Source organism: Myxococcales bacterium, from assembly GCA_016716835.1.
GTDB lineage: Bacteria > Myxococcota_A > Polyangia > Haliangiales > Haliangiaceae > JADJUW01.
Map to the genome: position 1 here is coordinate 208,707 of JADJUW010000003.1, position 24,695 is coordinate 233,401.

Below are 24,695 nucleotides of genomic sequence, written 5' to 3' on the forward strand. Positions count from 1 at the left end.
GACAATGGTAGCAGATTTGGGGGCAATGGGCTTGGCGACGCGTCCGCGACGATGGCATGAAACCGCAGGGGTGCGCGCGGCGGTCGTGCTGTCGCTGTGCGCCCATGCGCTGATCGCGCTGGCCATTTGGGGCCCGGCTTGGTGGGCGGCGCGGGCAGGCTCATCGACGCCTGCTATTGATATCAATTCCGAGCTGGCCCCGGCCAAGCCTGAGGTCGAAACGATTGGCCAAGGTGGCGTGGCAGCGGGCGCAAGCGAGGCGACGCCCGTGGTGCCGATGCAAGTCGCCTTGATCGACTGGCCAACGCCGAAGCCGACAAGCACGCCCAAGCCAAAACCGAAGCCGGCGGTCGAGGTAGCAGCACTATCCGGGCCCAACGTGGCCGGTGCACTCAAGGACGTACCAGGGCCCAAGCGTCCGCCGAAACCGGTCGAGGGCGCCAAGCCCGCCACGGCTGCGCCGTCCGCAGATGCGGCGCTGGGCGGTGGCGAGGGCGTTGGAGCGGCCGGTGGTGCGGGTCCTGGCGTGGCGCCGGTGTTGGTGGCCGGCATTGGCAACGCGAGCTTCGCCACGGGCGCAAACTTGCTCGCCTATGCGCCGCCGCGCCATATCGTTGCGGTTTACGTGCGGTTGTCGTTACTGCGCGATACGCCGTGGGAGCCCATGGTCGAGGCCATCTTGCGACCAATGCCCGATTACCGCGCCTTGCTCGGCAAGCAGGCCGCCGGCGATAAATCCGCCAGCCGCTTGTTCGACTCGATCTTGATTTCGACGTCGTCGCCGCGGCGGGTGGACGCGACGATGTTGGCGGTGCGGCCGCGCGTAGCACGCGACGTCGTGCGCAGGTCCGTAGCCGACGGCGACAAAATTTTCTGGCGCGTGGTGCGCGGCGGCGCCGCCGGCGAACGGCTGCCGAGCGATGGCCGCGTGTTCTTGGCGCCGGCGCTCGACCTCATGTTGCTCGCGCGCGTCAGTGAGCTCGGCGATTTGATGGCGCCGCCTACCGGCACGCAGGCTGCCGCCACCGCGGCGACACCAGCGGCGGCTTCGACGGCACCGCTTGACGCCGTGCCCGTGCCCGCGCCTGCACCAGCGCCAGCGCCAGCGGCGAGCGCCTCGTCGACCATCGATACCAGCGTCGCCCACGGCGCGCTGCCGGGCTGGCTGTCGCAGCTCATGCAACTCGAGGCCCACGTCGTTGCGAATTCCCCTGCGGGCAAGGCGCCCCTCCTGATGATGACCGCGGCGATTAAGCCATCGGCCAAGGTGGGCGAGCGCCTCGGCACGCCGGGCTTGGCCTTGCCGACGCAAATGACGCTTTCCGTGATCATGGAGGCCACCGGCTTTGTCGTGCGCGGCAATCTGGTCTTTGCTGACGCCGCGGCGGCAAGCGCCTTTGCGGGCGTGGTGATCGCCAAGCAGGCCGAGGCGGTCGGCGATCCAATCGCGGGCCTCGTGCTGTCGCGGGTCGGCGCCAAGAACGCGTTGCTCAACTTTTCGCTGCAACCAACCGATCGCGTGCTGGCGTTTTCAACGTCCATCAGCGCGGTCGATGCCAAAAAATTGCTTACGCTCGCGGCGCTCGAGCTCGCCTCCTACTTTGCGGAGCCATGAGGTTATGAATCGCGCCGCAGACTTGGTTGGCGTGGCGCTGTTGGCGCCGCTTGCGCTCCCGCTGGGGCTCGCCGCGACGGCGGCGATCTGCGTGTTTGATCGCGGCGAACCGATGTTCACGCAAACGCGCGTCGGGCTGGGGCGGCAGCCATTTGTGATCTACAAGCTGCGCACCATGCGCGACGGCCAGGTAACCCCTGTTGGGCACGTGCTGCGGAAGACCGGCCTCGATGAACTGCCGCAGTTGTGGAACGTCGTGCGCGGCGACATGAGCCTGGTGGGGCCGCGACCGTTGCTGCATACGGACATCGCACGGCTGAAATGGGATGGTCCCGACTATGACCTTCGGTGGAGCGTGCGGCCGGGCGTGGTCGGCCCGGTGCAGCTGTGGTCGACGCGACAGTGCGATGCGCGGCTGAGCTGGGTGTACGACCGCGGCTATGTGCGGCAGGCGTCGCTGGCGCGCGATGTCGCCTTGGTGGGCGCCGCGGGCCTGTGCGCGATTTTCGGGAAGAGGCGGGTCGCCCAGGTGTTTGCAGGTTGGCGGAGGCGAAGCTACACATGAAGGTCTTGCTCTTAGGCTTAGGCAATATTGGCACCACGCTGGCAAACGTGCTGCTGGCGCAACGCGAGCTGCTTGGCATTTCGCGGCTGCGCCTGCAAAAGGGCACGCCCAAGCCCTATCTTGAGGCCGATCTCGACTTGCTGCGCGCACGTGGCGCCGAGGTTGTTACGGGGCGCGAGCTCGCTGCGCATGGCGATGGCATGGATTATGTTTTTGACTGCCGTGGCGCTGGAATGCCTCTCGCAGACAAAGTCGCGTTAGAGGCTATGCCGCAGCTACGCGGCGCGGTGGCCCAGGGGAGCGAACACGGCTATGGCGTGCCCTACGTGACGGGCGTCAATGACGCCGCGGTGCGCGGCGAGCGCTTTGTGCAAGTGGCCTCGTGCAATGCGCACGCGGTGGCGACGTTGCTGCGCGTGTTTGCCGGCGACGAATTGGCGGGGCTCGTGCGCGGTGATTTTGTGGTGGTGAGACGCAGCGAAGACATCGGCGCGCATGAGCGCCTCGTTTCGGGCACGGTGGTGTCGCGGCACGCCGAGCCGCTGGGTACGCACCACGCCGCCGCCGCGCAGCGCATCTACGCGACGCGCGGCATCAACGTCGAGGTGACGAGCTCAGACGTCACCACGCCGAGCCAGCTCATGCACACGCTGCGCTTCTCGCTCACGCTGCGTGGCGAGCAATCTGCCGCCGACTTGCAGGCCGCCATCGCGCGCGAGCCGTTGGTCGCGACGACGCAAAAGTTTGATGCAAATCGCCTCTTCGAACTCGGCCGCCGCTACGGCGTGCAAGGCCGTTTGTACGCCCACGCCATCGTTGTCGCAAACGACCTGCTCATTCACCACCGCGATGGCAACACCGAGGTCCGCGGCTGGGCCTTCGTACCGCAAGAAGGCAACACCATCCTCTCGACCCTCGCCGCCTTCCTCTTCCAAACCCAGCACCCCGCCGCCGCCGCCATTCTCGCCACCCTGACTGAGGGTCACTCCATAGGCAAAATAGTATAGCGATAACAATAGGTTGCCCCCCGCACTGCGTAATTACCACATTCTAAGGTTGCCCTAGCGCCGTTTCAAACTGCGGATGGGTCGTAATGGCGTGGTCAAGTGCTGCCAATGTTGACGGCTCTACATCGGCCCCAAATCGTGCGGTCGAACGCGCGCGCTTGACGAGCCACGCGGCATCGAGCAATCGATGGCGAGCGAGCGACGGGAAGCGCGAAGAACCCTCCGTAACTCGATGAGCGAGCGCCACCGTGGTTTCGCTTTTGGGCCCTGTCGGCACGCCATATGCAACGTAAAAACCGGCCGCCAGCATGCTCGAGCGCACGGCGGTGGAATTGGTATAGGTAAACAGCTCGACGGGCGAGGGCGGCGCGGCTACGACGTCATAGAGCGCGCGAAATATGGCAAGCGACCACATCGGCGTGTCGACCTTGGCCGAAAACGGATCCCAGAAAATCACGTCGGGTCGCGGCTGCGCGGCATAGTGCGCGTGATAATCGCCCGCGCACAGTCGCCACGTGTAACGACCTTGCGGATGCGCAAACGCGCCATCGAGCAACAGCTTGTGGGGCGCGCCGTGACGCAAGTGCGGAAACAATTTTAAGTTGTCGAGTGCTAGGCGCAGCGCATCGAGGTCGTGCTCGTAGCTAATGATCTCGGCGCGAGGGCCGTCGGTGCCCTTGACCGCTCCGAGCCGTCGGATCAGCGCCATCGCATTGTGCGCGGCGCCAAGTCCCACGTCCCATACCACCAAGGGGCGTGCGGGCGCGGCAGCCCGGCACGCCCATTCGATCCACGCCGACTGCGCGACGTAGAGCCGCTCGGCCTCGGCGTTGGGGTCGTTCACTGAATGCATGATTTCGCCCGAGGCAATATGCGCGATGCTCGCCACGCCAGGACCTGCGCTGCTACCCGCGACGTCACCATGGTCACCGCCCCTGGCGATGTGGACGCGAAAGTTCCCAAGCGCCTCCGCCCCGCGGTGACGCGACTTCTTAGGCTCGGCTCGCAGCGGCGGGTTGTCTTCATCGGTGCGCATCAACACCTCGCGTTGCTCGGCATAGAAAGCCGGAAACGTGCCCGCGATAATGTGCCCGCGCATTTTCGCCATCAGCCCTAAATAGAAGTGCAGGTTGTGGTTTGCGAGCAATTGCCAGCCTAGCGGCTCTTTGCACTTAACCAAATGGTGCAGGTATGATCGCCCATACAACACGCAGGCGTCGCAAGCACACGCTTCATCGAGGGGCGCCTCATCAAACTTGTGCACGCCTCGCCGCAAGTCGAGCTTGCCGCGCGACGAAAACACCGTGCCTTGTTGCGCCCACGCCGTCGGCAAGATGCAATCGAACATGTCGACGCCGCGATGCACGCCCTCGAGCAAATCAATCGGGGTGCCAACGCCCATGAGGTAGCGCGGCTTGTCGCGCGGCAAGAGGTCCGCCGTCATCTCGGCGATGTCTTCGCGCTCGGCCTTGCTCTCGCCCACCGCCAGCCCACCAATCGCATAGCCGTCAAAGCCAGTCATGTCAGTCAGCGCCGCCGCACTCTGGCGCCGCAGATCGGCGAAGCACGCGCCTTGCACGATGGCAAATAACGCGCTCGCCGCGTCGCCGCGCGCCGCCAGCGACCGCGCCGCCCAGCGATGCGTCAGCTCCATGGCCGCCTTGGCCTCGCCGTGTGGGCTCGTTGAATTAATGCATTGGTCGAGCACCATCATGATGTCCGAACCAATGGCGAGCTGCATCGCGACCGATCGCTCCGGCGTTAAGTGAAACACCGTGCCGTCGAGTTGGCTACGAAACGTCGCGCCATCCTCACTCATGGCGCGGATGTGAGGCAGCGAAAAAATTTGAAAGCCGCCGGAGTCGGTTAGAATCGACTTGTCCCACCGCATCCACTTGTGCAGGCCCCCGAGCCGCTCAAACAACTCAATGCCCGGTCGCACCATAAGATGATACGTATTGCCCAAAATGATCTGCGCGCCGAGCTGCTGCAGCTGCCCGAGGTTTTGCGAACGCACCGCCGCGCGCGTGCCCACCGGCATGAACACGGGCGTCAAGATCTCGCTGCGCGCGGTGGTCAGCGTGCCCGCACGCGCCCGCGTGCCTGCTGCCGTCGCCTCAACCCGAAACCTCACGCGCGGGTTGTAGCCGCATGGCCTGTGCGCGGCAACGCCCGGAGGTAAAACCTTGTGTATAGATCGCGCTATCGTCGCTCAAGCAGGCGGTAAGCCGGTCGCGATATAGTTTGCCCAAGCAGGCTGCTCACTTACCGTAGCCGCTGCAAGCACCGCGGCAACGCCGACATGGCCGGCCAAGAACGCATACTTGACGTTGGCTGTCAAAGCAGGAAGATTTGGATTTGCTAACTTGTACGTATATAAACATTCATCGTACCAATGCTTTGCCGCTCGGCTAAACCGCTCGTTGCTCGTAGCCCTGTAGAGCTGATGATAAATGTGAGCCATTCCCGCAGCACCGTGCGAGATGTTAACAGAGGGTGGTTGAATATAGTCTTTACGTGGCCTTAGCGTACTACGCAGGCCGACTTGAATTGCCCGTTCTCGCCAATCATCGTTGCCGAGAGCCGTGGCCGCGCAAAGAAGTGCAAGTGCGACCCCGGCGTCACCGTGACCCCATCCCGCGTCCGAGCGGATCAAATTATTTGGACGCTCTGGAAACTCGTAGACAGAAAAACACGAGTAGCCATCGCTGCGGATGCGGCCCATTAACCACGTCGTGGCCTCTTCAAGCATGGACCGCGCCGCAGGTAGCGACGTTAGGTGCGAAAGTGCTACGAGGAGACTTGCCACGCCATGGGCAAGGCCTGTTTCGACTACTTCTTCACCTCGCTTCACCGATGTCCAACAGCAACCAGAACTGCCACTGGTTCTGGCAGAAGACGCCAAAGCATTGCATAACGCCGTGGCGAGCGTAAAATTATGACGTTTGATTGCGTAGAACAACATCCCAGCTAGCCCATCAAAAAGTTCAAACGGGATTCGTTCATCTTTACTAGCTTCACTTGAAGAGATGCTCTCCAACAAAATAGCGTCGAGATGGCTAAGGATTTCGGTTGCGTCCGAATTGTGATCAGTTTCTATTAGGTTTGCGAGGAGCCATGCGTGCCCAATTGAGCCCTCGAAAAATTGGCTATCGGCGCCATTTGACTCAAAATGCCGCACGAGTTCTTGAACTGCTATGGATCGGAACGACGGATACTCTGGAGAATCGGTGGCTTGCAACAAAAGTGCCAATTCACCATAAAAACTGGGGAGAGCTTGAGGTAACCACAGTTGCTTAGCGTTATCACAAACCGTTTTAACTGCGAACGCGGTGTCGCTCGGCAACAAAAATTTTGCGTCGCTAGTCATTAATCACACGAAAAATAATAGATCGCGAAACGTTACGAGGCTTGAATAAGCGTAAAGACCTAGTTTCTCTCGTGCGCCTCGCCACTAGTTGCAAAAAGTTGATACGATCTCTCCCGTGAGTCCCCAGTCGACGTGGCATCCAATATTATCGGGCGAGTTAGCGTTGAAAGCTCAAAAAATCGTACAACACATCATAGATGAGTTGAAAGCCGAGTTGGAGAAATCGACGCTTCTTCCCGCGGGAATTGTTGTAGCGAATAGCCCGGTTGATCCATATGTCGCGCTCCTTTTTTCATACGCTTGGGCAACTGATAAGTCACGTTCTGACATTGCCGCGTATGCTGTTGAGTTACTCGACGCCATCTCCGCTAGTTGCGCAGCGGCGCCTAACAGCTTGCGTCCGAATTCTGGTGTCATCGCCGCCGATTGGGTTTATTCGCATTATTGCAGAGAGTTTTTTGAGCGGGATCCGGAGCACGGGAATCTCGAAGACGAGACAAGCGATGACATTGAGGTCGCTTTGGTTGTCTGCAAGCTTCTAAAAGATGCCCCGCCTCGAGCGTACGATCTAGCTTCGGGTTTGGTGGGGCTCGGCATCTATGGGTTAGAAAGTACCAACACTAAGGCAGGAACAGAAATTGTTTCAGTGGTTCTATCATTGCTCGCAGATCGCAGCGAGCCGGTGGATTCGCTTCGATCGCGCTGGCTCACACCGCGAGAACTACTATTTGGGTCCAATCGTGAAGCATATCCGGACGGTGTCTATGACCTAGGTGTTGCCCATGGCGTACCCGGCATTATTGCCTTTGCAGCAGAAAGTTACGCGCGTGGTATCGCACGCGAAGTTGCCTTAGACATTGCGGGCAAAGCCGTGGAGTGGATTCTGAGTGTTAGGGTCTTAGACGGCGGGCCTGGATACGACTCATGGGTCGAGCATGGGAAAAATGCCTACACCGGTAACCAAGTTGCGTGGTGCTACGGTGGCCTGGGGTTAGCCGCAACCGTTTTGCGCGCCGCTCAAGTATTTTCGAGGAGTGATTGGCACGGTCAAGCCGTAAATATTGCGCGCGCTTGCGCAGATGTGTCGTTGAGTAGTTTTGAACTTCGGAGCCATGCGCTTTGCCATGGGTCTGCTGGGATCGCCCACATATTCAATCGCATGTATCATGCGACAAATGACCCGATATTTAAACGAGCGGCCGTATCGTATTATGAGGCATGCGTGGGTGCGTTTGACCCTGCTATCGGCTTTGGTGGGTATTTAGATCTTGCAACGATATTCACTGGAAAGAATACTCAATCGGAATCAATGACGACCGCAAAAGTCGGATCTTGGAATTTCCTGACCGGGACATCAGGCATTGGCGCCGCATTGCTAGCGGCAATCGGTGATGTTGAACCGCTCTGGGATCGATTGTTGCTTACAACAATTATGCCTAAACAGTAGCTACTTGTTTGGTAAGAGCCGGCAATCGCGCGTAAGTCAGATTTTTATGGAGTCCTAGTACAGTCCTGAGCGCAACTTGAATTCGCTATCGATTTTGTGGCTAATAATCTCTTCGACTTTTCCTGACGCAAGGTCCTCGCTGGTGAGTGGGGCGATGTCGCGCACAGTGAGAGACCCTTCACGATCAATGCTCAAAAGCCAGTGATTGGTTGGGTCAGTACCCGCCCACAGCGACCGGCTCGGGGCAATGAATTTCGCGACCAACCGGAATTTGAACAAGTCGTAGATCAGAATTTCATTGTTGTAGGTCGTCGAAAACAAGTAGTTTTTGCTGGCTGAAATCGTTCGTATGATGCCACCGCCTCCCTGTAAGGTTGCGACTCGTACTCCGGCAGGAAGACTCCATATCGCGATAGTTCCGTCGTCGAGACCAACATAGAGCTGATCACCTGCGGCAGAGATTTCGTCCGCCTTTATTGATGCGGTGTGGTTCATTTCGACGACGAGATTTCCTGTGAGGCCAAATAGTTTCTCTGATTGGGTGCCACTCGCCACGATATAGCTTCCGTCGGGAGGCACATCTATTCCCGTGAACTCTCCTGGGATGACAGAGGTTAGTTGCTTAGCTTTCGCATCGAAGATAGAAATTCCTGCCGAAAATCCAACAGCTGCGAGCGTTTTTCCATTCGCAGACCAAAGCAGTTGGAATGGCTCTTCTGTTAGCTGATGCGTTCCCGCCGTTGCGCCGCTTGCTTCGTGCCATGTCAGGAGGTTTGACTTGCCTACGGTGGCAAATTCGTGTGTGACTGGGTTAATGGCAACCATTAAAATGTCGTTGCCGATAATTTTTTGAATTCCGAAATCTTGCAAATTTAGTAGCCTTAACACCCCCGTTCCGTCGAGGCTAATAATCGTTTTCATTTGATTGGTGAGGCCAATCTGCCCTGCAAGTCCCGGTTCCGTATTGAATCGCTCAAATGCTCGGCTTGTGAGGTCCCACTTTGAGATGCCGCCATTGTCGGCATAGATAAGAGAGTTTGGTGTTGTAAAAATTGGTGGCGCAAAAAAATCGGAGCGATTGTCATCGCCTGCTCCAAGCGAAAAGGGCAGCGAATCACCTGAGGTGTCCCATAGCTTAACCGTTCCAATTCCTGATGATGTCGCGAGTTCTTGCCGTGTGTCGCTATAAACGGCACCTGTCAAGACACCGCCGTGAGGTAGCGTTGCGAGGAGAAACTCACGCTGAGTGTCCCAGAGCTTCGCGCTGCCGTCGCTGGAGAGAGACAGGAGGCGATTGTTATCGAGGAACGTTAGACTCGAGATCAACCCGGTGTGAGACCTCAGAATGCTGACGTTTCCGCTCGCTAGCTCAGTTACGCGAATTGCCTTGTCGAGACTGCCAGTCGCGATCCGCGATAAATCGGGACTGATCGAGCACGCCGTTACACCGAGATCATGTGGTGTTGTTGTGAATTGCGATTTTCCCGTTTTGACATTAAAAATGGCGACGGCTGCCGCATCTTTGCTGGGAGCCGCAGCGAGAACACCATCGGCCGAGACACACGCGCGACTTGTTTTGAGGGTGCCAAGATAGGTTGTCGTTCCATCTTTGGCTATGACCCAAGCACGTTTTTCGTGGCCCGTTCGAATAGCGATGGCCGCATCTTGGTTTGGAAACACAAAATACATGCCGCCCGGTTCCGTCTTGTTTGTAATGATATCGGCCACATCATTGGTTGCTAGCGTCCATCGTTTCAGACTTGCATCGGTCGAGCCACTTGTAATTGAACCGGTACTAGGCTGCCACCAAAGCGACGTTACGAAAGAATCGTGTAGTTTACGCTCGTGAATTCGAGAGCCCGTTTCGATATTCCATATGCGTACGATTCCATCAGGTCCGGCCGTTGCGATGTCAATGTTGTTTATCCAGGTTGCGTAAATTGCAGATCCAAGCGGCCCTCGCTGTACGATTATGGTTCTAATAGCTTTCTTTGATTCAAAGTCAGAAACTATGACCGTGCCATCATCGCTGCTTGATAAGAGCTTTGAGCGGTCCGGAGACAATTCGAGATTCCAAACGCCGCTTGTGTGCTTCGCAATCGTTCCGAGATCGGCTTTCAGTGGCGCGATTGCGCGCGCCAGCATAAAAGGAACTGCTTCATCGTTTGAGTGTCGTGTAAACGCTCGGAACAGATAGAGAATGGCGGGTTGGTATTCGTTTGAAACGAGCAGCTGGCGTCCTTGTTCTACATAGCTGCTTGTTAGCTGTTCATTTGCGCGGGCTTCGCTTGCCACCGCTTTTTCACGAAGGCCTGCGAATACGATGGCGGTTACGACGAGTGCTACCGCCAGCACGCTTAAGATGCCGCGGCGAATGCGTTGCGTGCGCTGGGCCTCGCGGAGGCTGGCGGTGGCAAAGGCGTCCTCCACGGTGGTGACGGCCCCAGGATAGCGCGATCGCCAAATGCGGTATTCGGTGAGGGTATCGCCGCGCCATAGTAAGCCGCGGTCGTTGCCGCGATCGGCCCACTGCTTGGCGGCGACGCGCAGTTGGTCGCGCAGGCGGGCGCCTTCGGCGTCTTCGTGACGCCATTTGACGAGACGAGGCCAGGCGGAGAGCAGCGCTTCGTGGATAACCTCGATGCGCTCGGAATTGTCAGGGCCTTCCTGCGCGACCAAGAGCCGCGAGGTAATGAGACGCTCCAGCACGGCGTTGGCGCGTTGGCCGCCTGCGACTTGCAAAATCTCGTCTCGACTAAGCGAGGCACGTGTGCCATCGGCGGTGACGAGGTGGCGAAAAATTTCGCGCACGCTTTTTTGTTCATCATCGCTCAGCGCGCCGAGGACTGACTCAGCGTGGTGGGCCAGTGCGCCGCCGACGCCGCCGAGCGTCTGATATGCCTTGCGCGTGAGTTTTTTGTAGTGTTTGTCGCGAAATTGCCAGAGCTGGAATGCGGTAAAAGATAACAGCGCCATCGCGGCGGATTGGGTCGAGACCTCTTTGGCAATCTCTTCGACAAGTGCCTTGTCCTCGAACGTGTAGCCGACGCGGCGCGCTGGCTCGACAAGAATTCGCTGGAGATCTTCTTCGACGGGCGTCGTCAGCAGATGAAGGCTGGCAGATAGCCGCTCTCGCAGCCCCGGCACCTGTGCGACCCGAATCAGGAAGTCGTCGCGCAGCGTAATAATGACGTGGGCATCAAGCGCTGCATGGTTGGCGAGGCCAAGGATGGCTTCGGCGAAGATCGCTTGCTGCGGCGTGTCGAGGCACATCGTGACCAATTCTTCAAACTGGTCGACGACGAGCAGCAAGGGCACAACCTCGTTGCCGCTTTGCTGCAGCGCTGAGAGCGACAAGGCAAGCCCGAGAGGGTTTGATCTAAGTTCGTCCGGAGATGTCGTGATACCCAGCTGACCAACCGCAAATGCCAAGGCTTCAAGCGGATTGCCGCCGGGGCGCATCACGATGGCGTGATGCTTAGAGGGCAAGTTTGGGAGTACGCCAGCTTGAACGAACGAGCTCTTTCCAGAGCCTGACGGGCCGACGACTGCTATGAGTCGGCGCCCTTGCATGCGATTGACAAAGCCGACGACCTCGGCTTCGCGACCAAAGTAGCGGTCGACGTCGCCGGTGCCAAACGTTGCCAACCCAAGATATGGAGGCACATCCTCGGTGGGCTTATCGGCCTCGCCTTCGAGCTTGCCACCGCGGAGACGCGCTTCGAAATTTGGGCCCAAGTGAATGGGCCAGATGTCGTCACGTCGCAGCTCAAGATTGCCTGGGAGCGCCTGGCACTTTGCCTTGTCTTGGTGCGCACCGACGAGCCAAAAAAGTTCTACCGATGAGCCCGCGCTCGATTCGGCGCCCGCGGCCACCGAGCTCAGATCGCAAACGAGCTGATCGTTGGCATCGAGCAGCAGCACGGCGTCGGTCGTAGCGTCGACGCCGCCAGCCGCGGCGGCGCCGCGGCGCAGGCCCATCCAATAGTTGGCGCTGCCGTTATTGACGACGACAACTGGATAGGCGCTGAGAAATCGCACGGATTGCAGCACTTTGCCTAGCAGGAGCAGGGCGCCAACAAGGTAGGTACGGATGGCATCGCCAGAAGCCTTTGGTCCCGGGTCTTCCTTGTGTGTCGCCAGCAAGGTGTCCATCGCATTTCTCAACGCGCTGCTACCCGTGAAAAATACTTCGACGAGTTCGGGTAATGGGTACAGCGCCGGCGCATCTGCGAAGGGGCGCACCAGTTCGCGGCACAATTGCCACCAATCGCTGGCGTCTAGGCTGCTAGTGGCAAGTTTGTCGAGCAGCGCCTGGGTTTCAGGCGCGTCGCCATGGCGGCCGGTGGCTCGTTGGCGGGCCGCAAGCGCGAGATTTCCCGCATAGGCCGCGATAACGTACGTCGCCTGCCACATCGCCACGCGGAGCGCCGATGGGGTGCGCGCGCCATCGATGGCCGCGATACATTCCGCAAGCGGCTGAGGCGCCGCAATCATGAGTTCGTCGCGTAGCTGAGGATCTAACGCGGGCAAATCGACGGCATCAATTGCAAGCCCAGACGCATCGCGCAGCGCCTCGCCAAGCGCCAGCGCGGTCTGGTAGCGGTCTTTGGGCCGCTTGGCCATAGCTTTAATCAGCACGTCGCTCAGATCGGCTTCGAAGTCACCGGGAAGCGGTGGCGGCGCCTTGCGCGCGTGTTGCGTCGCCAGCTCCATCGGGGAGTTGCCGGTAAAGGGCGTCTTGCCAGTAAGCACTTCGTAGGCAAGCACGCCGATTGAGTACACGTCGGTGGTGGGCGAAATCGGGCCGTTTCGCACCCATTGCTCCGGTGCCATATACATCGGCGTACCCGCGACGTCTGAGCCGGTGGCCGTGCCGGCCAAGGAAGCCTGAGAACCAATGGATTTGGCGAGGTCACTGGCAATCCCAAGATCCAGGAGCTTGGGAAACATATTACCCGCGCGCGAGATAACCATCACGTTGTGTGGCTTTAGATCGCGATGTACAATGCCTTGCTCGTGCAGCGTGTGGACGACTTCGCACAGGCGATTGAGCAGCGGGATGGCGCGTTGGCGAGGCAAAGCGCCGGCCTTGAGCATGTCTGAAAGCGACGTGCCGCGGACCAGTTCCATGGCAATCCAAAGCGTGCCGTCGGCCTCGGCGCCGAAGTCGTAGACGTGCGCGGCAAATGGGTGATCAATGCGCGAGGCCAAGCGGGCCTCGCGGAGAAATTGCGCCACGCGATCGGCTTCAGCAGCCAGCGAAGGATGAGAAACCTTGACGACGGCCTGCCGGTCTAAGACTTCTTGGGTCGCCAGGTAGACCGCACCAAAGCCACCTTCGCCGATGCGCTCGCCGATCACAAATGCGCCTAGCCTGCGACCTGGCCCGATGTCGTGATTGGTGGCGCCCATGCCGCCCTAGCTTAGCGCACAATTTTCAGGTGAACGTTAAGCGCGTAAGAAAACTACGCGGTTAGGGTGCGTCGAAGCGGGGTGAGTATGCCGAGTAGTCGTTCCCATCCCGGGGCTTCACCTTTTATCAGCGCTATAAGAGCCAACACAATGCCCGCTTCACCTTGGAGAAAGGTGCCGTCAGGCCGCGTGCGGTTGGTCTTGAAACGTAAAAAATTTGCATCCATGCTCCTCAAGGAGAGCGCGTCCTCCACCCACGCCAGGCAGGCACCCGCCAGCTCGGCAATTGGATAGTCCAACCAACAGCGATGGAAAAAATATGCATGAGACAGTGCGCCATGACAGAGCTCGGCGTTGAGGGATGGTCGTTCCGTCGGTGAAATAGCGGCGCTTGCGAGAATTGCTGCGAGGTAAGGCTCAACCGCGGCATTCAAGGAAAGCGCGCCCTGCATTCGCATAATGGCAGAGGTTAAGCTGCCCTCACACCATGACAGGCGACTCGCGAGGCGCCTCTCGCCAGGCACTTCCGCAATTGTACCCACCGCGGTCCAAGGGGGGGAGGCCGTTGCTTCAAGAAATGAAAGCCACGCTTCCGCGCCAAGAATTAGCTCATCTACGTTGTTTAGCCCCAGGGATTTTACGGACGCTAGTGCAGCGATTACGCCGGCAGCGCCGTGGCCAGGCCCGCAATAGGTGAGCCCATGTGGAAAGCTTGTTTTCATTTCGGCAGGTAGTTCCGTTGCTTTGGTGATCCAACGGGTCCCGCTGTTATCTGTTGTCGCGAGGCGACTAATACCCGCAACGGCGAGCTGAGCGAGCTGAGACGCGATGGCTTGATTGCCATTGGTGGCCCTTTCAAGCGCATAAACAATGACTCCGGACATGCCGGCAATGATGCCGGCATCTTCCCTCAGCGGATGTTGGTGCCGTAAGCTATCAACTAGCGATCGATCAAAAGTTACTAGTAGTTCATCAACGTAGTCAGGGTCATCTACGAGGTGAGCTATCGACCATGCAGCGCCGATTGAGCCGGTTAGCAGCAAAGTCGGTGATGACCCATCCGCGAGCGAGGTGATTGCCCTTCGAATAGCATTTTCTAGAAGGATCTCTATTTTCGGTTCTTGCGAAAACTCCGCGTAATAGGCCAAAAAGAGTGCGTTGGACATAGGATCGCGCGGAGGTTCCGCGATCAGCGTTGTGGCAAGTTGGTGCACCACATCAGTGCATGTGTCGGCAAGGGTGCCTGTTATCAAAGAGGATGACACAACTGAATTGTAGCGCTTTTTGTTTGTGCGACCGCACGGCTACGGCTCAAACGAAAGAAACCCCAGCGGTAGCTGGGGTCGGTTAGGTTTCGCGGACTATTGTCGACAAAGTGCTAGCAGCCACACGTATTTTGGGCTTGTCGGCTCCCTTGAGGATCCTTGCAGAACTGAATTCGGACGATATCCGTCGCTCTCGCGTCGGCTACTGGTACGCCAAGAGCCCTGGTATCTTCGCCCACGTGTCCCTCCCGAAGATCCGTCCACGGAGCAGGACCAGCTGCGTCGTACAACGCACCAGCTGCATTCGATAGTGATTCCACAGCGACTCGCGACAGTTTCAATTTTGAGCCATTAATTTTTTTCATTTTTCATTGCCTCCGAGTTGAAGCTGTGCAGGCTGCATGCCAATCGATTTCTACGTGTTTACTGGTAGATACGATGTGCAACGCGAGGGAAGTAAGTGCACATAAGTGCAGATTTGCACTTGGGACGCACGAACCGATCCATTTGCATTTGCTGAATGAGTGCACGCCGACAATTTGGGCGACTCCAGAGGGCCGCCGGTTCCAGCCATGCAACAGTCTGTTGTGTAACTAACTGATTACACTGTAAAAGGCACCCTTGTCGAAGCGCAACATCGTGATAACAGGTACGGCAAGATGGCCGCGCCAGTTTCCAATTCTGCACGTGGTCCATACTGGATCGTTGGGCTGCCTATAGCGGCCGCCGTTGCGGCTGGCGGGCGCTGGCTGCTGCAAGGCTCGGGCAATCTCTATACGGCGCAGGCCAAGCGGTTTTTTGTGCCGCATCCCGACCTTGGGTGGCAGGCGGCGCAGACTGAGCGCGTGTGGCTGGGCCTCGATGCGATCGGCGTGCTCGGCATGTGCGCGCTCGGCGTGGCCCTGGCGGCCTACCTCATCTCGCGGCGAGAGCGCGCGCGGCAGCGCAAGCAAGCCGTCGCCCGCGCAGCGCTAACGCTGGGCGCGCTGATGTCATTTATCGTGCCCGGCGGGGCGTTTGTGTCGGGCGGTCGCCCCACTGGCGCACGTGACGCGCTGCCGGCCGCGGTTCCGCTGGCGCAACTACCCGACGTGATCGATGGCGGCCTGCCATCGCCGGTTGGCACGTATGAGGTGGTCGCGGCTCATTCGACGCTGGTCGCCAAGCTCGAAGCGGGCAAGGAGGCCTTCGACGCCGCCTTCGCCGGCGCGGTCAGCGGCACCTTGAGCGGCGATCTCGCCAACATCGGTGCGGCTGGCGCGCCCATCGAGGCCACTTTTACCGTGCCGGTCAACGTCATCGACACCGGCATCTCCATGCGAAACGGCCACGCCAAGGAGTATTTCCACGCCGACGAATTCCCCACCATCTCGTTTGCGCTGGGCGCGTTTACCGCAACGCGCATTGCCTCGCCAACCTCGCTGCAAGTGCGCGCCAGCGGGACGCTGACGTTGATGGGGCAGGCAGAGCCGGTCGTGTTCTCGGGAACGATTGGGCGCCTCGACGGCGCGGCGATGCAGCGACTTGGCCTGGCCGCGGCGGCCGCCGCGCTCATCATTGAAGGCTCGTTTTCGCTAAAAATCAGCGAGACCGGGCTGGCCGCCCACCAATCAAGCTTTGATCGCGATGAGCTACCCGTGCTAGTTACGCTCGTCTTGCGGCATGTCGCCGCGAACTAAGTTTAGTCGTTTGTTCGAAACCGCACCGCAACCCGAAAGAAAAAGGAATACACCATGAAACTCATCACCAAATCACTCTCACTCCTCCTCCTCGCCACGGCAATCTCCTCGGCCGCCTGCAGCAAATCCGACGAGCCAAAGCTCGAGGCCAAGCAACCTGAGCCAGCGCCAGCGCCCGCACCGGCCCCAGCCCCTGCGCCCACCCCAGAGCCCGCGGCGGCGCCTGCCGAGTACTTCCGCATCGAAGCCTCGCACACGCCAGCCAAACCAACAGATCCAGTCTTGGTCGACGTCGGCTACAAGATCGTCAAGGCCGATTTTGATCCCGCCAAGCTCGAGGCCGGCACCTTCGAAATCGAGCTCGACCTCGCCAACGTCAAAAGCGGCATCGCCGATCGCGACGCGCATCTCGCGTCGGCCGAATTTCTCGACGTCGCCAAGTCGGCCAAGGGTTCGGTCAAAGTCTCCGGCCTGAAAAAAGACGGCGACAAGACTTACTCCGGCGAAGCCACCGTAAGCCTCAAGGGCATCGAGAAGAAACTCCCGATCAAGCTAGAAGTCCTCGAAGTCGGCGCCGATGGCTCGGTCAAGGTGAAGGGCGAAGCCGCCTTTACGCTCGCAGATTTTAAATTCGGCAACGCCGAAGGCAAGGTTGGTAGCGACCTCAAGGCCTCCGTGCAACTCGTGCTCAAGAAGATCTAGGCGCGCTTCGCAATCCGGGCGCTACGGCGCTTCGGCGCAAAATTTATGGCCTTCTGGATCGATTGACTGTTCAGGCGCCGGCAGCGGCTCGCCGCCATTGGCGATCATTAGCTCCTCGTCGCGACATTCATAGTCGTCGCGGCAATCGCCCGAGTCGCCGCAGCGGCGCATGCAATAGCGCACCTCGGTGGTGCGAACCGCGCACTTGCCGGTGAGGGTGCACACCTCGTCAAGCGAGCAGTCATCGGTGCCGTCATTGAGCGCGTCTTCGGTCGCGGGGTCGCATGGGCGGTTTTCGAACACCCCGGAGTAAAATCGTATGCACACGGATTCATCCGGGCAGGTGTCGTAGTCGCACCCCAGGATGGTGCAGTAGCCGCCGTTTGCGGCATTGTCACAAATGCGCAGGCCGTTGATGTCGCAGTCGCTGTTGATAAAGCAGCTGTCGCCGATTTCTTTGCTGCAAGCAGCCCCGGCGCCGGCCGCGGCCAAGAGTACGGCCACAGCGGCGACCTGACGCAGTCGCGATGGCAACGAGGCAAACACGTTCATGGCCGGCATCCTATAGAGATACCAGACTCATGACAAGGCGACGCGGTTGCCTCGCCGAGGGGTGCCTCGCCGCGTGCGCTTGCCCTCCCCCGAGCGATATGAGAGCGTGCGCCGGTGCGAGCGGTGCTCCAGCGCGTCTCCAGCGCCAGCGTGACAGTCGATGGCGCCGTGGTTGGCGAAATCGGCAAGGGCCTGGTCGCCTTGGTCGCTGCCGGGCAGGGTGATACGGAGACCGAGCTTGCCTATATCGTAGACAAGCTGGTTGGCCTGCGCATCTTTGGCGACGACGCCGGCAAGATGAATTTATCGGTGCTCGACTGTGGCGGTGCCGTGTTGTGGATCTCGCAGTTCACGCTCTATGGCGATGCGCGCAAAGGCAAACGGCCCGGCTTCACGGATGCGATGGCGCCCGAACCGGCTCGAGCCCTGTGGTCAAGCGGCGTTGACCTGTTGCGTCAAAGGGGCGTCGCGAACGTCGCGACCGGGGTCTTTGGCGCCGATATGCAAGTCTCGCTTTGTGGCGATGGGCCGGTGACCATTTTACTCGATTCTGCGCGTGGCTTTTAAGGTGCGGCCTCGCGACGCCTAAGTCGAAGTCAATGTTTCTAGGCGCACGGGGCTTGTGCCCGCATGCGTCACCTATATATTGCGCCGCATGCGCGAAAAACGCCGGTTCTGCACCGCGCTCGGGTGCCTAGGCGCGGTCAGCCTGCTCGCGGCGCTACCTGCGCTCGACGCCACCACGGCCCAAGCCTCGCCGCTTGACCTCTATGGTTTTGGCGGGCGCACTTCGGGCATGTCGGGGGCCGGGCTGGTGACGAGCAACGATTTTGATTCGGTGTTGCTTAATCCCGCGGGCCTGGCCTCGGCGCGGCTCAAGCGATTATCGATCGGCAACCTCTACGGCAAGCTGCGCCTGCTCATCGATGGCGAAGCGCGCGACGTCGCGCCTGCCAACGGCTTTGTCATCGGCGGTGTCATCCCGATCGGCTTTGGCGGGCCATGGCGCGATCGCGTGACACTTGGCATTGGCTTCTACGTGCCCACCGAATCGCTCGCGCACAACAAGGCGCCGTTTCCCGGCCAACCGCAATTCGCCTTGCTCGAGCAGCGCAGCCAGATCTTATCGGCCAACGTCAGCCTGGGCGTGTGGCTAAATGACGAATGGCAAGTTGGCGCAGGCATCACCGCGCTGGCGACGCTCACCGGCGACGTTAATATTACGGCCGACGAGCTCGGGCGCTTCAACTCGACCTCGGCGCAAAATCTGGTCACCAAGGCCGCGCCGATCGTGGGCGTGCAATGGTCGCCCAACTCCATGCCGGCCATGTTGGTGGGACTTGGCGTACGCGGCAAGACGTCGTCGGGCTACGACCTAAGTGTCTCCTCTGATTTTGGCTCGGTTGTGCCCATCGAGCTGCCGCAGATGCGGATCGCTGGCACGCCACAGTTTGAGCCACTCTCGGCCAACGCCGAGGCCGCGTGGACCTTGCCCGCCGGCTCGCCCAACAACACGCTTAAACTCATCGCCGCGCTGGCGTGGCAACAGTGGAGCAAATATCCGTTGCCGACGCTCAATCCTGTCGCAAGCATGCCGGCCCAGCCATCACCCGATTTTCACGATATCGTGGTGCCACGCGCAGGCGTTGAATTTTCACGTGGCTGGCGCAGGTTGCGCCTCACGCCGCGCGCCGGTGTTGCGTTCTTTCAATCGCCGGCGCCAGAGATGACGGGCTTCCAATCGCTGCTCGATAACCACCGCATCGTGACCTCGGCGGGGCTGGGCGCGGCGATTCGCGCCGGTCACAACACGTTTACGATCGATGCATGGTGGCAGGCGCATGTGCTCTTGTCGCGGTCCCATCAAAAAGACCCCGACTTGCAACCCGAGGGGACAACACCTGGATTTGATCAGATCGACACGAGTGGCCGAATTTATGCCGGCGGCGTCAGCGTGGGGGTGAGCCTGTGAGGTCGCGACGCGGCCCTATGCGCGCGACGTGGCCGCGTGCGACCGCGATGGCGCTCTTGGCGACATGCGCGCTGGCAACGCACGTCAGCGCCAATCCTAATGACATTTACGGCAACGGCGCGCGCGGCGCCGCCATGGGCAACGCCTCGGTGAGCAACGCCGACGACGGCTCGGCCAGTTATTATAACCCCGCGCTGCTGGTGAGCGGCGAGCACACGCACATCGATCTGGGCTACATGGTGGCGCAGCCGAATCTGCGCCTCAATGGCAAAAATGTCGGCGTCGATTCGCTGCACGGTTTCACCGTATCGCTGGTGCAGCCCGGCAATATTGGCAAGACCCGGGTCGCGCTAGGGCTCACCTTTTTCTCGCCCGACAATTATTTGACGCGACTGCAGAGCGCGCGCGCGGCGAGGCCGAGGTTTTTCTACTACCACAATCGGCCACAACGCCTGTTTGTCTCCTCGGCCCTTGGCGTCGCGATCACCAAGCGGCTGAGCCTTGGCGCCGGCATGATGGTGATGTCGCAATCTGAAGGTGAGGTGGTGCTCGATGGCCTGATCGCCGTGCCGGTACCCGAGCAGAGCAACCTGGCCCTCGACATCGACGTCGATCTCAACACCATCCGCTACGCCCACGTCGGGCTCGCGTTTCGCGCCACCGACTGGCTGCGCGTGGGCGCGGTCTATCGCGACAAGTTCACGTTGCGCGTCAAGCAGGTGTTTCGCGTCACCGGCGACATCGGCGCGCCGGGCGGAACGCCACTGGTCGAGGATGGCTTTCTCGCGCTCAAGACCGCGTTTCAAGATCTTTTTCAGCCGGCACAGCTGGTGCTCGGCGCGACGGTGCAGGCCACGCCACGCTTGGCGGTGGCGCTCGATTTGTCGTATCAGCGATGGAGCCAATTCGAGAACCCTTCGACCATCACCGAGGTCGAGCTCGACGTCGGTCAATTTAACGATCAGGTGGATATTCCGCCGTCGGCGCCCATCTCAGATCCGAACTTCGCCGACATCTTGGTGCCACGGCTTGGCGCGGAATATGTCATGCCATGGCGCAAGAATTTGATCGCCTTGCGCGCGGGCTACGCCTATGAGCCCTCGCCGGCGCCGGCGCAAACTGGGGATTCCAATTTTATCGACAACAACAAGCATATTGCCTCGGTGGGCGGCGGGCTTGAGCTGCCGGGGCTGGGCACCATCGTGCCGTTGCCGGTCGCCTTTGATGCCTTCGTGCAATTCACCGTGCTCGAATCGCGCATGCATGTAAAGACCTCACCGGTCGACGAGATTGGTGATTTTCGCTCGTCAGGTACGGTGTGGGCGGCTGGCCTCACCAGTAGATGGAAATTTTAAGTGACTAGGCAAGGGAGCAAGCTATGACGCAAGCAAACAGTCGAGTGTTGGTCAGTGCCATGATGATGGCGGCGTCGCTCACGGCCGCATGTGGCCTGGGGCTGAGCGAGAGCCCCGCGGGTGGCTACGACAATCTGCCGTCGTCGGGCATCGGACCGTATGTCCGGCCACCGGACGTCTTTGAGACGCCCAATCAAGAGCCGTGGATCTTGACCGAGTTACAGGCCGACCTCGCCGAGCCTTGGATCATGCCGCGCGGTGATGGCGGCTTTCGCATTTGGTACTCACGCCAGGAATCCGGCCAGGCGGCGCCAAGAGAGATTTGGTATGCCGAATTCGCCAATTACGCGCAACCGCCGGACGTCGCGCCGAGCAGGGTGCTGGGGCCAACGCGGCCGTGGGAAGCAACCGAGATCGGCACGCCAAGCGTAATCGAGATCGGCGGCCAGCTGCGTATGTTCTATACCGGCGGCGACGAGGCTAGCAGCGTCGGGATGGCCACCTCATCAGACGACGGCGCCACCTGGACGGCCGAGGCTGATCCAATCTTAAGCGACGTCCGCTCTCCGTCGGTGGCGGTCGTTGGTGATGAATTGTGGCTGGTTGCGGAGCGCATCGACATGCCGGGTATTTGGCGCGCCAAGGCGCCGGTGGCCGATCCCGAGGCGTGGGTCTTTGATGCCGAGCCGATCGCAACGGCGCGCGGAGAGGTGGAAGACGCCTTTGATCGCGCCATCGTCGGCTCGCCGACGATCGTTGCGCGCACCACCTCGGCCGGTCGCGTGCTGGTTGGCGTGTGGTTCACCGGCCTCACCGACGTCGTCAATAGTGATACCGCGTCGGTTGGCTACGTTGGCACGTTCGATGGCATTACGTGGGAGCGCTATTCCACATCGCGTCCGGTGCTTGCGGCGCCAGGGCGCGAACCCTCGCTTGTCGTTGGGACCCGTACGGGAATCATGGCGTTTAGCGGGCAAAAGGGCGCGCGCAGCGGCATTGCCTTGGCGGTGCATCCCTCGCCGCAATGACGCAAGGCAGGCGGCCATTTGCGGCGTCGCATGATTGAGTGAAGTGACGGCTATGCTAGGGTACACGCACGTGCGAGATTGCCGCCTACAATGCTTGCGTCGTCGAGCCGTGGTTGCGGCGAGCGCGAGCGTCATCGCCGTCATCGCCAGCGGCGTGACGCAGCTTGGAGGGATGCTGCCGTACGCGGCTGCCTCACCCTTGGACCTCTTTGGGCAGGGCGCCAAAAGTGCGGGACGCGCCGGCGCCGGGGCAGTGACGTCCGTCGACGGCGAGGCGCTGGGATCAAACCCAAGCGGCGTTGCCGCCGAGCCAGATATTGCGGTCAGCATTGGCGAGATGTTCGGCGCCATCGAGCTGGTGGCGGGCGGCGAATCGCGGCCGGCACAAGCGCCACGCGGCACCACGCTGACGGCGATTATGCCGATTCGTCTCAACGGCTGGGCCAACAAACGTTTCATCCTCGGCGCCAAGGCATTCTTGCCCCGCGAAAACCTCGTCACCCTGTCCTACCCAGGCGGCGAGACGCCGGCCTTTACCTTGCTCGAGCAACGCACGCAAATGACCGAGCTTAGCGCCACGTTGTCGTACGCGTTGTCGCCGCGCCTGCGCGTGGGGGCCGGCGCGTCGGCGGTGCTGTCGCTCAATGGCCTGATTATCCTGCGCTCGAACGGCTTTGGCGGCCTCGATACCTTGGCCGACCAATCGGTCTTGGTCGACGCCGCGCCGCTGGTGGGGGTGCAATGGGATATCACGTCCCAGTTGCGCGTTGGCGGCGCCTATCGCGGTGCGCTAGCGGCGACGTATTACATAGATTTTATCAGCCGCACTGAGCCGTCGTTTCCGTTGCCGCTGCCCGCGTTGGTGCTGCAAGGCGTTGGCCAATACGAGCCGAGCCATTTTGAGTTTGGCGTTCAATGGAGTCCGGTGCCGGCGCTACGGTTTTTTGCCGATGTCACCTATGCGGCGTGGGGGGCGTATCCTCGTCCCGCCGAAAGCATCACCCCCGATACCTTGCCGGCGCTGCCGCGGCCCAATTTTGCAGATACGGTGGTGCCGCGCGCAGGTCTTGACGTGATCCTGCGCGTCGGCGATGGCGGCCGCGCCAAAGCCATGGCGTTCGCGTTGCGCGGCGGCTATAGCTTTGTTTCGTCGCCCGCGCCGGATGCCCCCGCATCGCAGGCAATTCTCGACAACGATCGCCACGTGGTCGGTGCGGGCGTCGGCTTTTCGGCGACGATGGGTGGCAATCGCTGGTACATAGATGCCTGGGTGCAAGCGCAGGAGCTGGCGGAGCGGCGTCATCTCCAGCTCGGTGCAGATTTTACCAGCGACGGCAGCATCAAGGCCGGCGGCGTCACGATTGGATCGTCGCTATGAGTGGGCGCATGGACGGCTACAAGGCTGGGCGTTGCACCATGCTTACGTGGGCCGCGACGATGTTGGTGGCGAGTGGGCTGCCGACGGCAGCGTTGGCTAGTCCTGCCGACTATATTGGCGCCGGCGCGCGCAACTCGGCCATGGCGAACACCGGCGTTTCGTCGACGCGCGACGCCTCGGCGAGCTTTTATAATCCTTCGGCGCTGGCGTGGCTGGGCGGCGCACATCTCGATCTCGGCTACACCGTGGGCTTGCCCGAGCTCTCGCTCAACGATGTCCCGGTTGGGCCGGGCGATTTGCAGGCGTGGTATTTGGCGTTTGCGGCGCCGGGGACGTTGTTTGGCCACGCGGTTGCCGGCGGCATTGTCATCATGGCGCCGTTGCAAAAAGATCCGTTGCGCCGCAGCAACTCGCCCGAGTTCATGAAATTTGAGGGGCGGACCAAGCGCGTGCTGCTCGCCACGAGCGCGGCGTTTGCGATCACCGAGCGCTTTTCGGTCGGCGTCAGCGTGCAACACCTAGCCGGGCTGTCGGTGCAGTTAGGCATCGACGGCACCTTGGGCTATCCCTCGGGCGACGACAGCCGCTTGCAGCTAAACCTCGATGGCAAGGTCAAGAATTCGCGCTACACCCAAGTGGGCGCGACATGGCGCGTAAGCGATGCGGTGACGCTTGGGGGGCTCTATCGACAAAAATTCGAGTTCCTTGAGGCGCAGGGCATCACGGTGCATGCTGACATTGGGCTCCCGGATTTGCCACCCGTAATTGACGATGCGTATCTGCAGGTCCAGGCGGCGGCCATCAAGACCTTTCAACCGGCGACCGCGTGGGCCAGCCTGACCGTGCAACCCAGTGAGCGGCTTGAGCTGACCACCGACCTTGGTTGGTTTGACTGGAGCGCGTTTCGCAATCCGCAGGCGAGCGTCACCGTCGAAAGCGATTTCGGCACGTTTGACGTGCCGATTGTGCCGAGCACACTCCGCCCACAACCGGGTTTCAAAGACGCCTATGCGGCGCGCGTGGGGTTTGAATTCTTGCCATCTGGTCCCACCTCGCGCTTTGCGTTTCGCGGCGGGTATGGCTATCAAAGCGCGGCCGGCGCGCCGCAGACCAACGTCAACAATTTCATAGATGGCGCGCTGCAGACCTTTGCCGCGGGCATGGGCGTGAGGTCAGAAGGTTTTGGCATTCTGTCGCGGCCACTATATTTCGACGTCTTTGCGCAGTGGGCAGTGCAGCCGACGCAGGCGCATATCAAGGCATCGCCCGCCGATCTCGTAGGCGACTATACCTCCAAAGCGCAGCAGCTCTCCTTTGGCGCCACGCTGCGGCTAGAGTTTTAGCG

Annotated in this window: 17 protein-coding genes; 12 read left to right on the forward strand and 5 right to left on the reverse strand. The window is 60.5% G+C overall.

Going from position 1 to position 24,695, the window contains the following annotated elements; all coding sequences use genetic code 11:
* The first annotated feature begins 4 nt into the window (after positions 1-4).
* Genes IPL79_19645 through IPL79_19655 form a run of 3 tightly spaced genes read left to right on the forward strand, consistent with a single transcriptional unit; the run spans position 5 to position 3,187 of the window.
* Positions 5-1,615: a hypothetical protein gene (locus IPL79_19645; protein ID MBK9073188.1), complete on the forward strand. Its 1,611-nt coding sequence runs from the start codon at positions 5-7 to the stop codon at positions 1,613-1,615.
* Between the two features lie 4 nt (positions 1,616-1,619).
* Positions 1,620-2,180, forward strand: coding sequence for a sugar transferase (locus tag IPL79_19650; GenBank protein ID MBK9073189.1), 561 nt, complete (start codon positions 1,620-1,622; stop codon positions 2,178-2,180).
* Positions 2,177-3,187, forward strand: coding sequence for a hypothetical protein (locus IPL79_19655; protein ID MBK9073190.1), 1,011 nt, complete (start codon positions 2,177-2,179; stop codon positions 3,185-3,187). The genes IPL79_19650 and IPL79_19655 overlap by 4 nt, the downstream gene beginning before the upstream one ends.
* A 43-nt stretch (positions 3,188-3,230) precedes the next feature.
* Here IPL79_19655 and tgt read toward each other — a convergent pair whose 3' ends face one another.
* Both tgt and IPL79_19665 read right to left on the reverse strand, forming a co-directional pair.
* Positions 3,231-5,381, reverse strand: coding sequence for a tRNA guanosine(34) transglycosylase Tgt (gene tgt, locus IPL79_19660; protein ID MBK9073191.1), 2,151 nt, complete (start codon positions 5,379-5,381; stop codon positions 3,231-3,233).
* An 18-nt stretch (positions 5,382-5,399) separates the two neighbouring features.
* A complete protein-coding gene (locus IPL79_19665) occupies positions 5,400-6,557 on the reverse strand; it encodes a hypothetical protein (protein ID MBK9073192.1) in 1,158 nt (385 codons plus the stop codon).
* A 163-nt stretch (positions 6,558-6,720) separates the two neighbouring features.
* Here IPL79_19665 and IPL79_19670 point away from each other — a divergent pair, with 163 nt between their 5' ends.
* Complete coding sequence (locus IPL79_19670) at positions 6,721-8,004, forward strand: lanthionine synthetase C family protein (protein ID MBK9073193.1); 1,284 nt, start codon at positions 6,721-6,723, stop codon at positions 8,002-8,004.
* Between the two features lie 54 nt (positions 8,005-8,058).
* Here IPL79_19670 and IPL79_19675 read toward each other — a convergent pair whose 3' ends face one another.
* Both IPL79_19675 and IPL79_19680 read right to left on the reverse strand, forming a co-directional pair.
* Positions 8,059-13,419 (reverse strand): protein kinase, encoded by a 5,361-nt coding sequence (locus IPL79_19675; GenBank protein MBK9073194.1) that lies wholly within the window; start codon positions 13,417-13,419, stop codon positions 8,059-8,061.
* Between the two features lie 53 nt (positions 13,420-13,472).
* Positions 13,473-14,684, reverse strand: coding sequence for a hypothetical protein (locus IPL79_19680; GenBank protein ID MBK9073195.1), 1,212 nt, complete (start codon positions 14,682-14,684; stop codon positions 13,473-13,475).
* Between the two features lie 659 nt (positions 14,685-15,343).
* On the opposite strand from IPL79_19680, the gene IPL79_19685 reads away from it, so the two are divergent.
* Both IPL79_19685 and IPL79_19690 read left to right on the forward strand, forming a co-directional pair.
* Positions 15,344-16,363: a YceI family protein gene (locus tag IPL79_19685; protein MBK9073196.1), complete on the forward strand. Its 1,020-nt coding sequence runs from the start codon at positions 15,344-15,346 to the stop codon at positions 16,361-16,363.
* A gap of 54 nt (positions 16,364-16,417) precedes the next feature.
* On the forward strand, positions 16,418-17,065 hold the full coding sequence (locus IPL79_19690; protein ID MBK9073197.1) for a YceI family protein: 648 nt from the start codon (positions 16,418-16,420) through the stop codon (positions 17,063-17,065).
* Positions 17,066-17,086: 21 nt separating this feature from the next.
* Here the strand turns inward: IPL79_19690 and IPL79_19695 are convergent, their stop codons facing one another.
* The gene (locus IPL79_19695) at positions 17,087-17,617 is read right to left on the reverse strand and encodes a hypothetical protein (protein MBK9073198.1); all 531 of its coding nucleotides are present in this window, start codon (positions 17,615-17,617) and stop codon (positions 17,087-17,089) included.
* A 114-nt stretch (positions 17,618-17,731) separates the two neighbouring features.
* Between IPL79_19695 and IPL79_19700 the strand changes: the two genes are divergently transcribed.
* The 6 genes from IPL79_19700 to IPL79_19725 all read left to right on the forward strand — a co-directional run bounded on the left by IPL79_19700 (position 17,732) and on the right by IPL79_19725 (position 24,693).
* Positions 17,732-18,184, forward strand: coding sequence for a D-tyrosyl-tRNA(Tyr) deacylase (locus IPL79_19700; GenBank protein MBK9073199.1), 453 nt, complete (start codon positions 17,732-17,734; stop codon positions 18,182-18,184).
* 88 nt (positions 18,185-18,272) lie between these two features.
* Complete coding sequence (locus tag IPL79_19705) at positions 18,273-19,589, forward strand: outer membrane protein transport protein (protein MBK9073200.1); 1,317 nt, start codon at positions 18,273-18,275, stop codon at positions 19,587-19,589.
* A 17-nt stretch (positions 19,590-19,606) separates the two neighbouring features.
* A complete protein-coding gene (locus IPL79_19710) occupies positions 19,607-20,944 on the forward strand; it encodes an outer membrane protein transport protein (GenBank protein ID MBK9073201.1) in 1,338 nt (445 codons plus the stop codon).
* A gap of 23 nt (positions 20,945-20,967) precedes the next feature.
* Positions 20,968-21,972, forward strand: a complete 1,005-nt coding sequence (locus tag IPL79_19715; GenBank protein ID MBK9073202.1) for a hypothetical protein — start codon at positions 20,968-20,970, stop codon at positions 21,970-21,972.
* A gap of 94 nt (positions 21,973-22,066) precedes the next feature.
* Positions 22,067-23,350, forward strand: coding sequence for a hypothetical protein (locus IPL79_19720; protein ID MBK9073203.1), 1,284 nt, complete (start codon positions 22,067-22,069; stop codon positions 23,348-23,350).
* Positions 23,347-24,693, forward strand: a complete 1,347-nt coding sequence (locus IPL79_19725; protein MBK9073204.1) for an outer membrane protein transport protein — start codon at positions 23,347-23,349, stop codon at positions 24,691-24,693. The genes IPL79_19720 and IPL79_19725 overlap by 4 nt, the downstream gene beginning before the upstream one ends.
* Positions 24,694-24,695 lie beyond the last annotated feature (2 nt).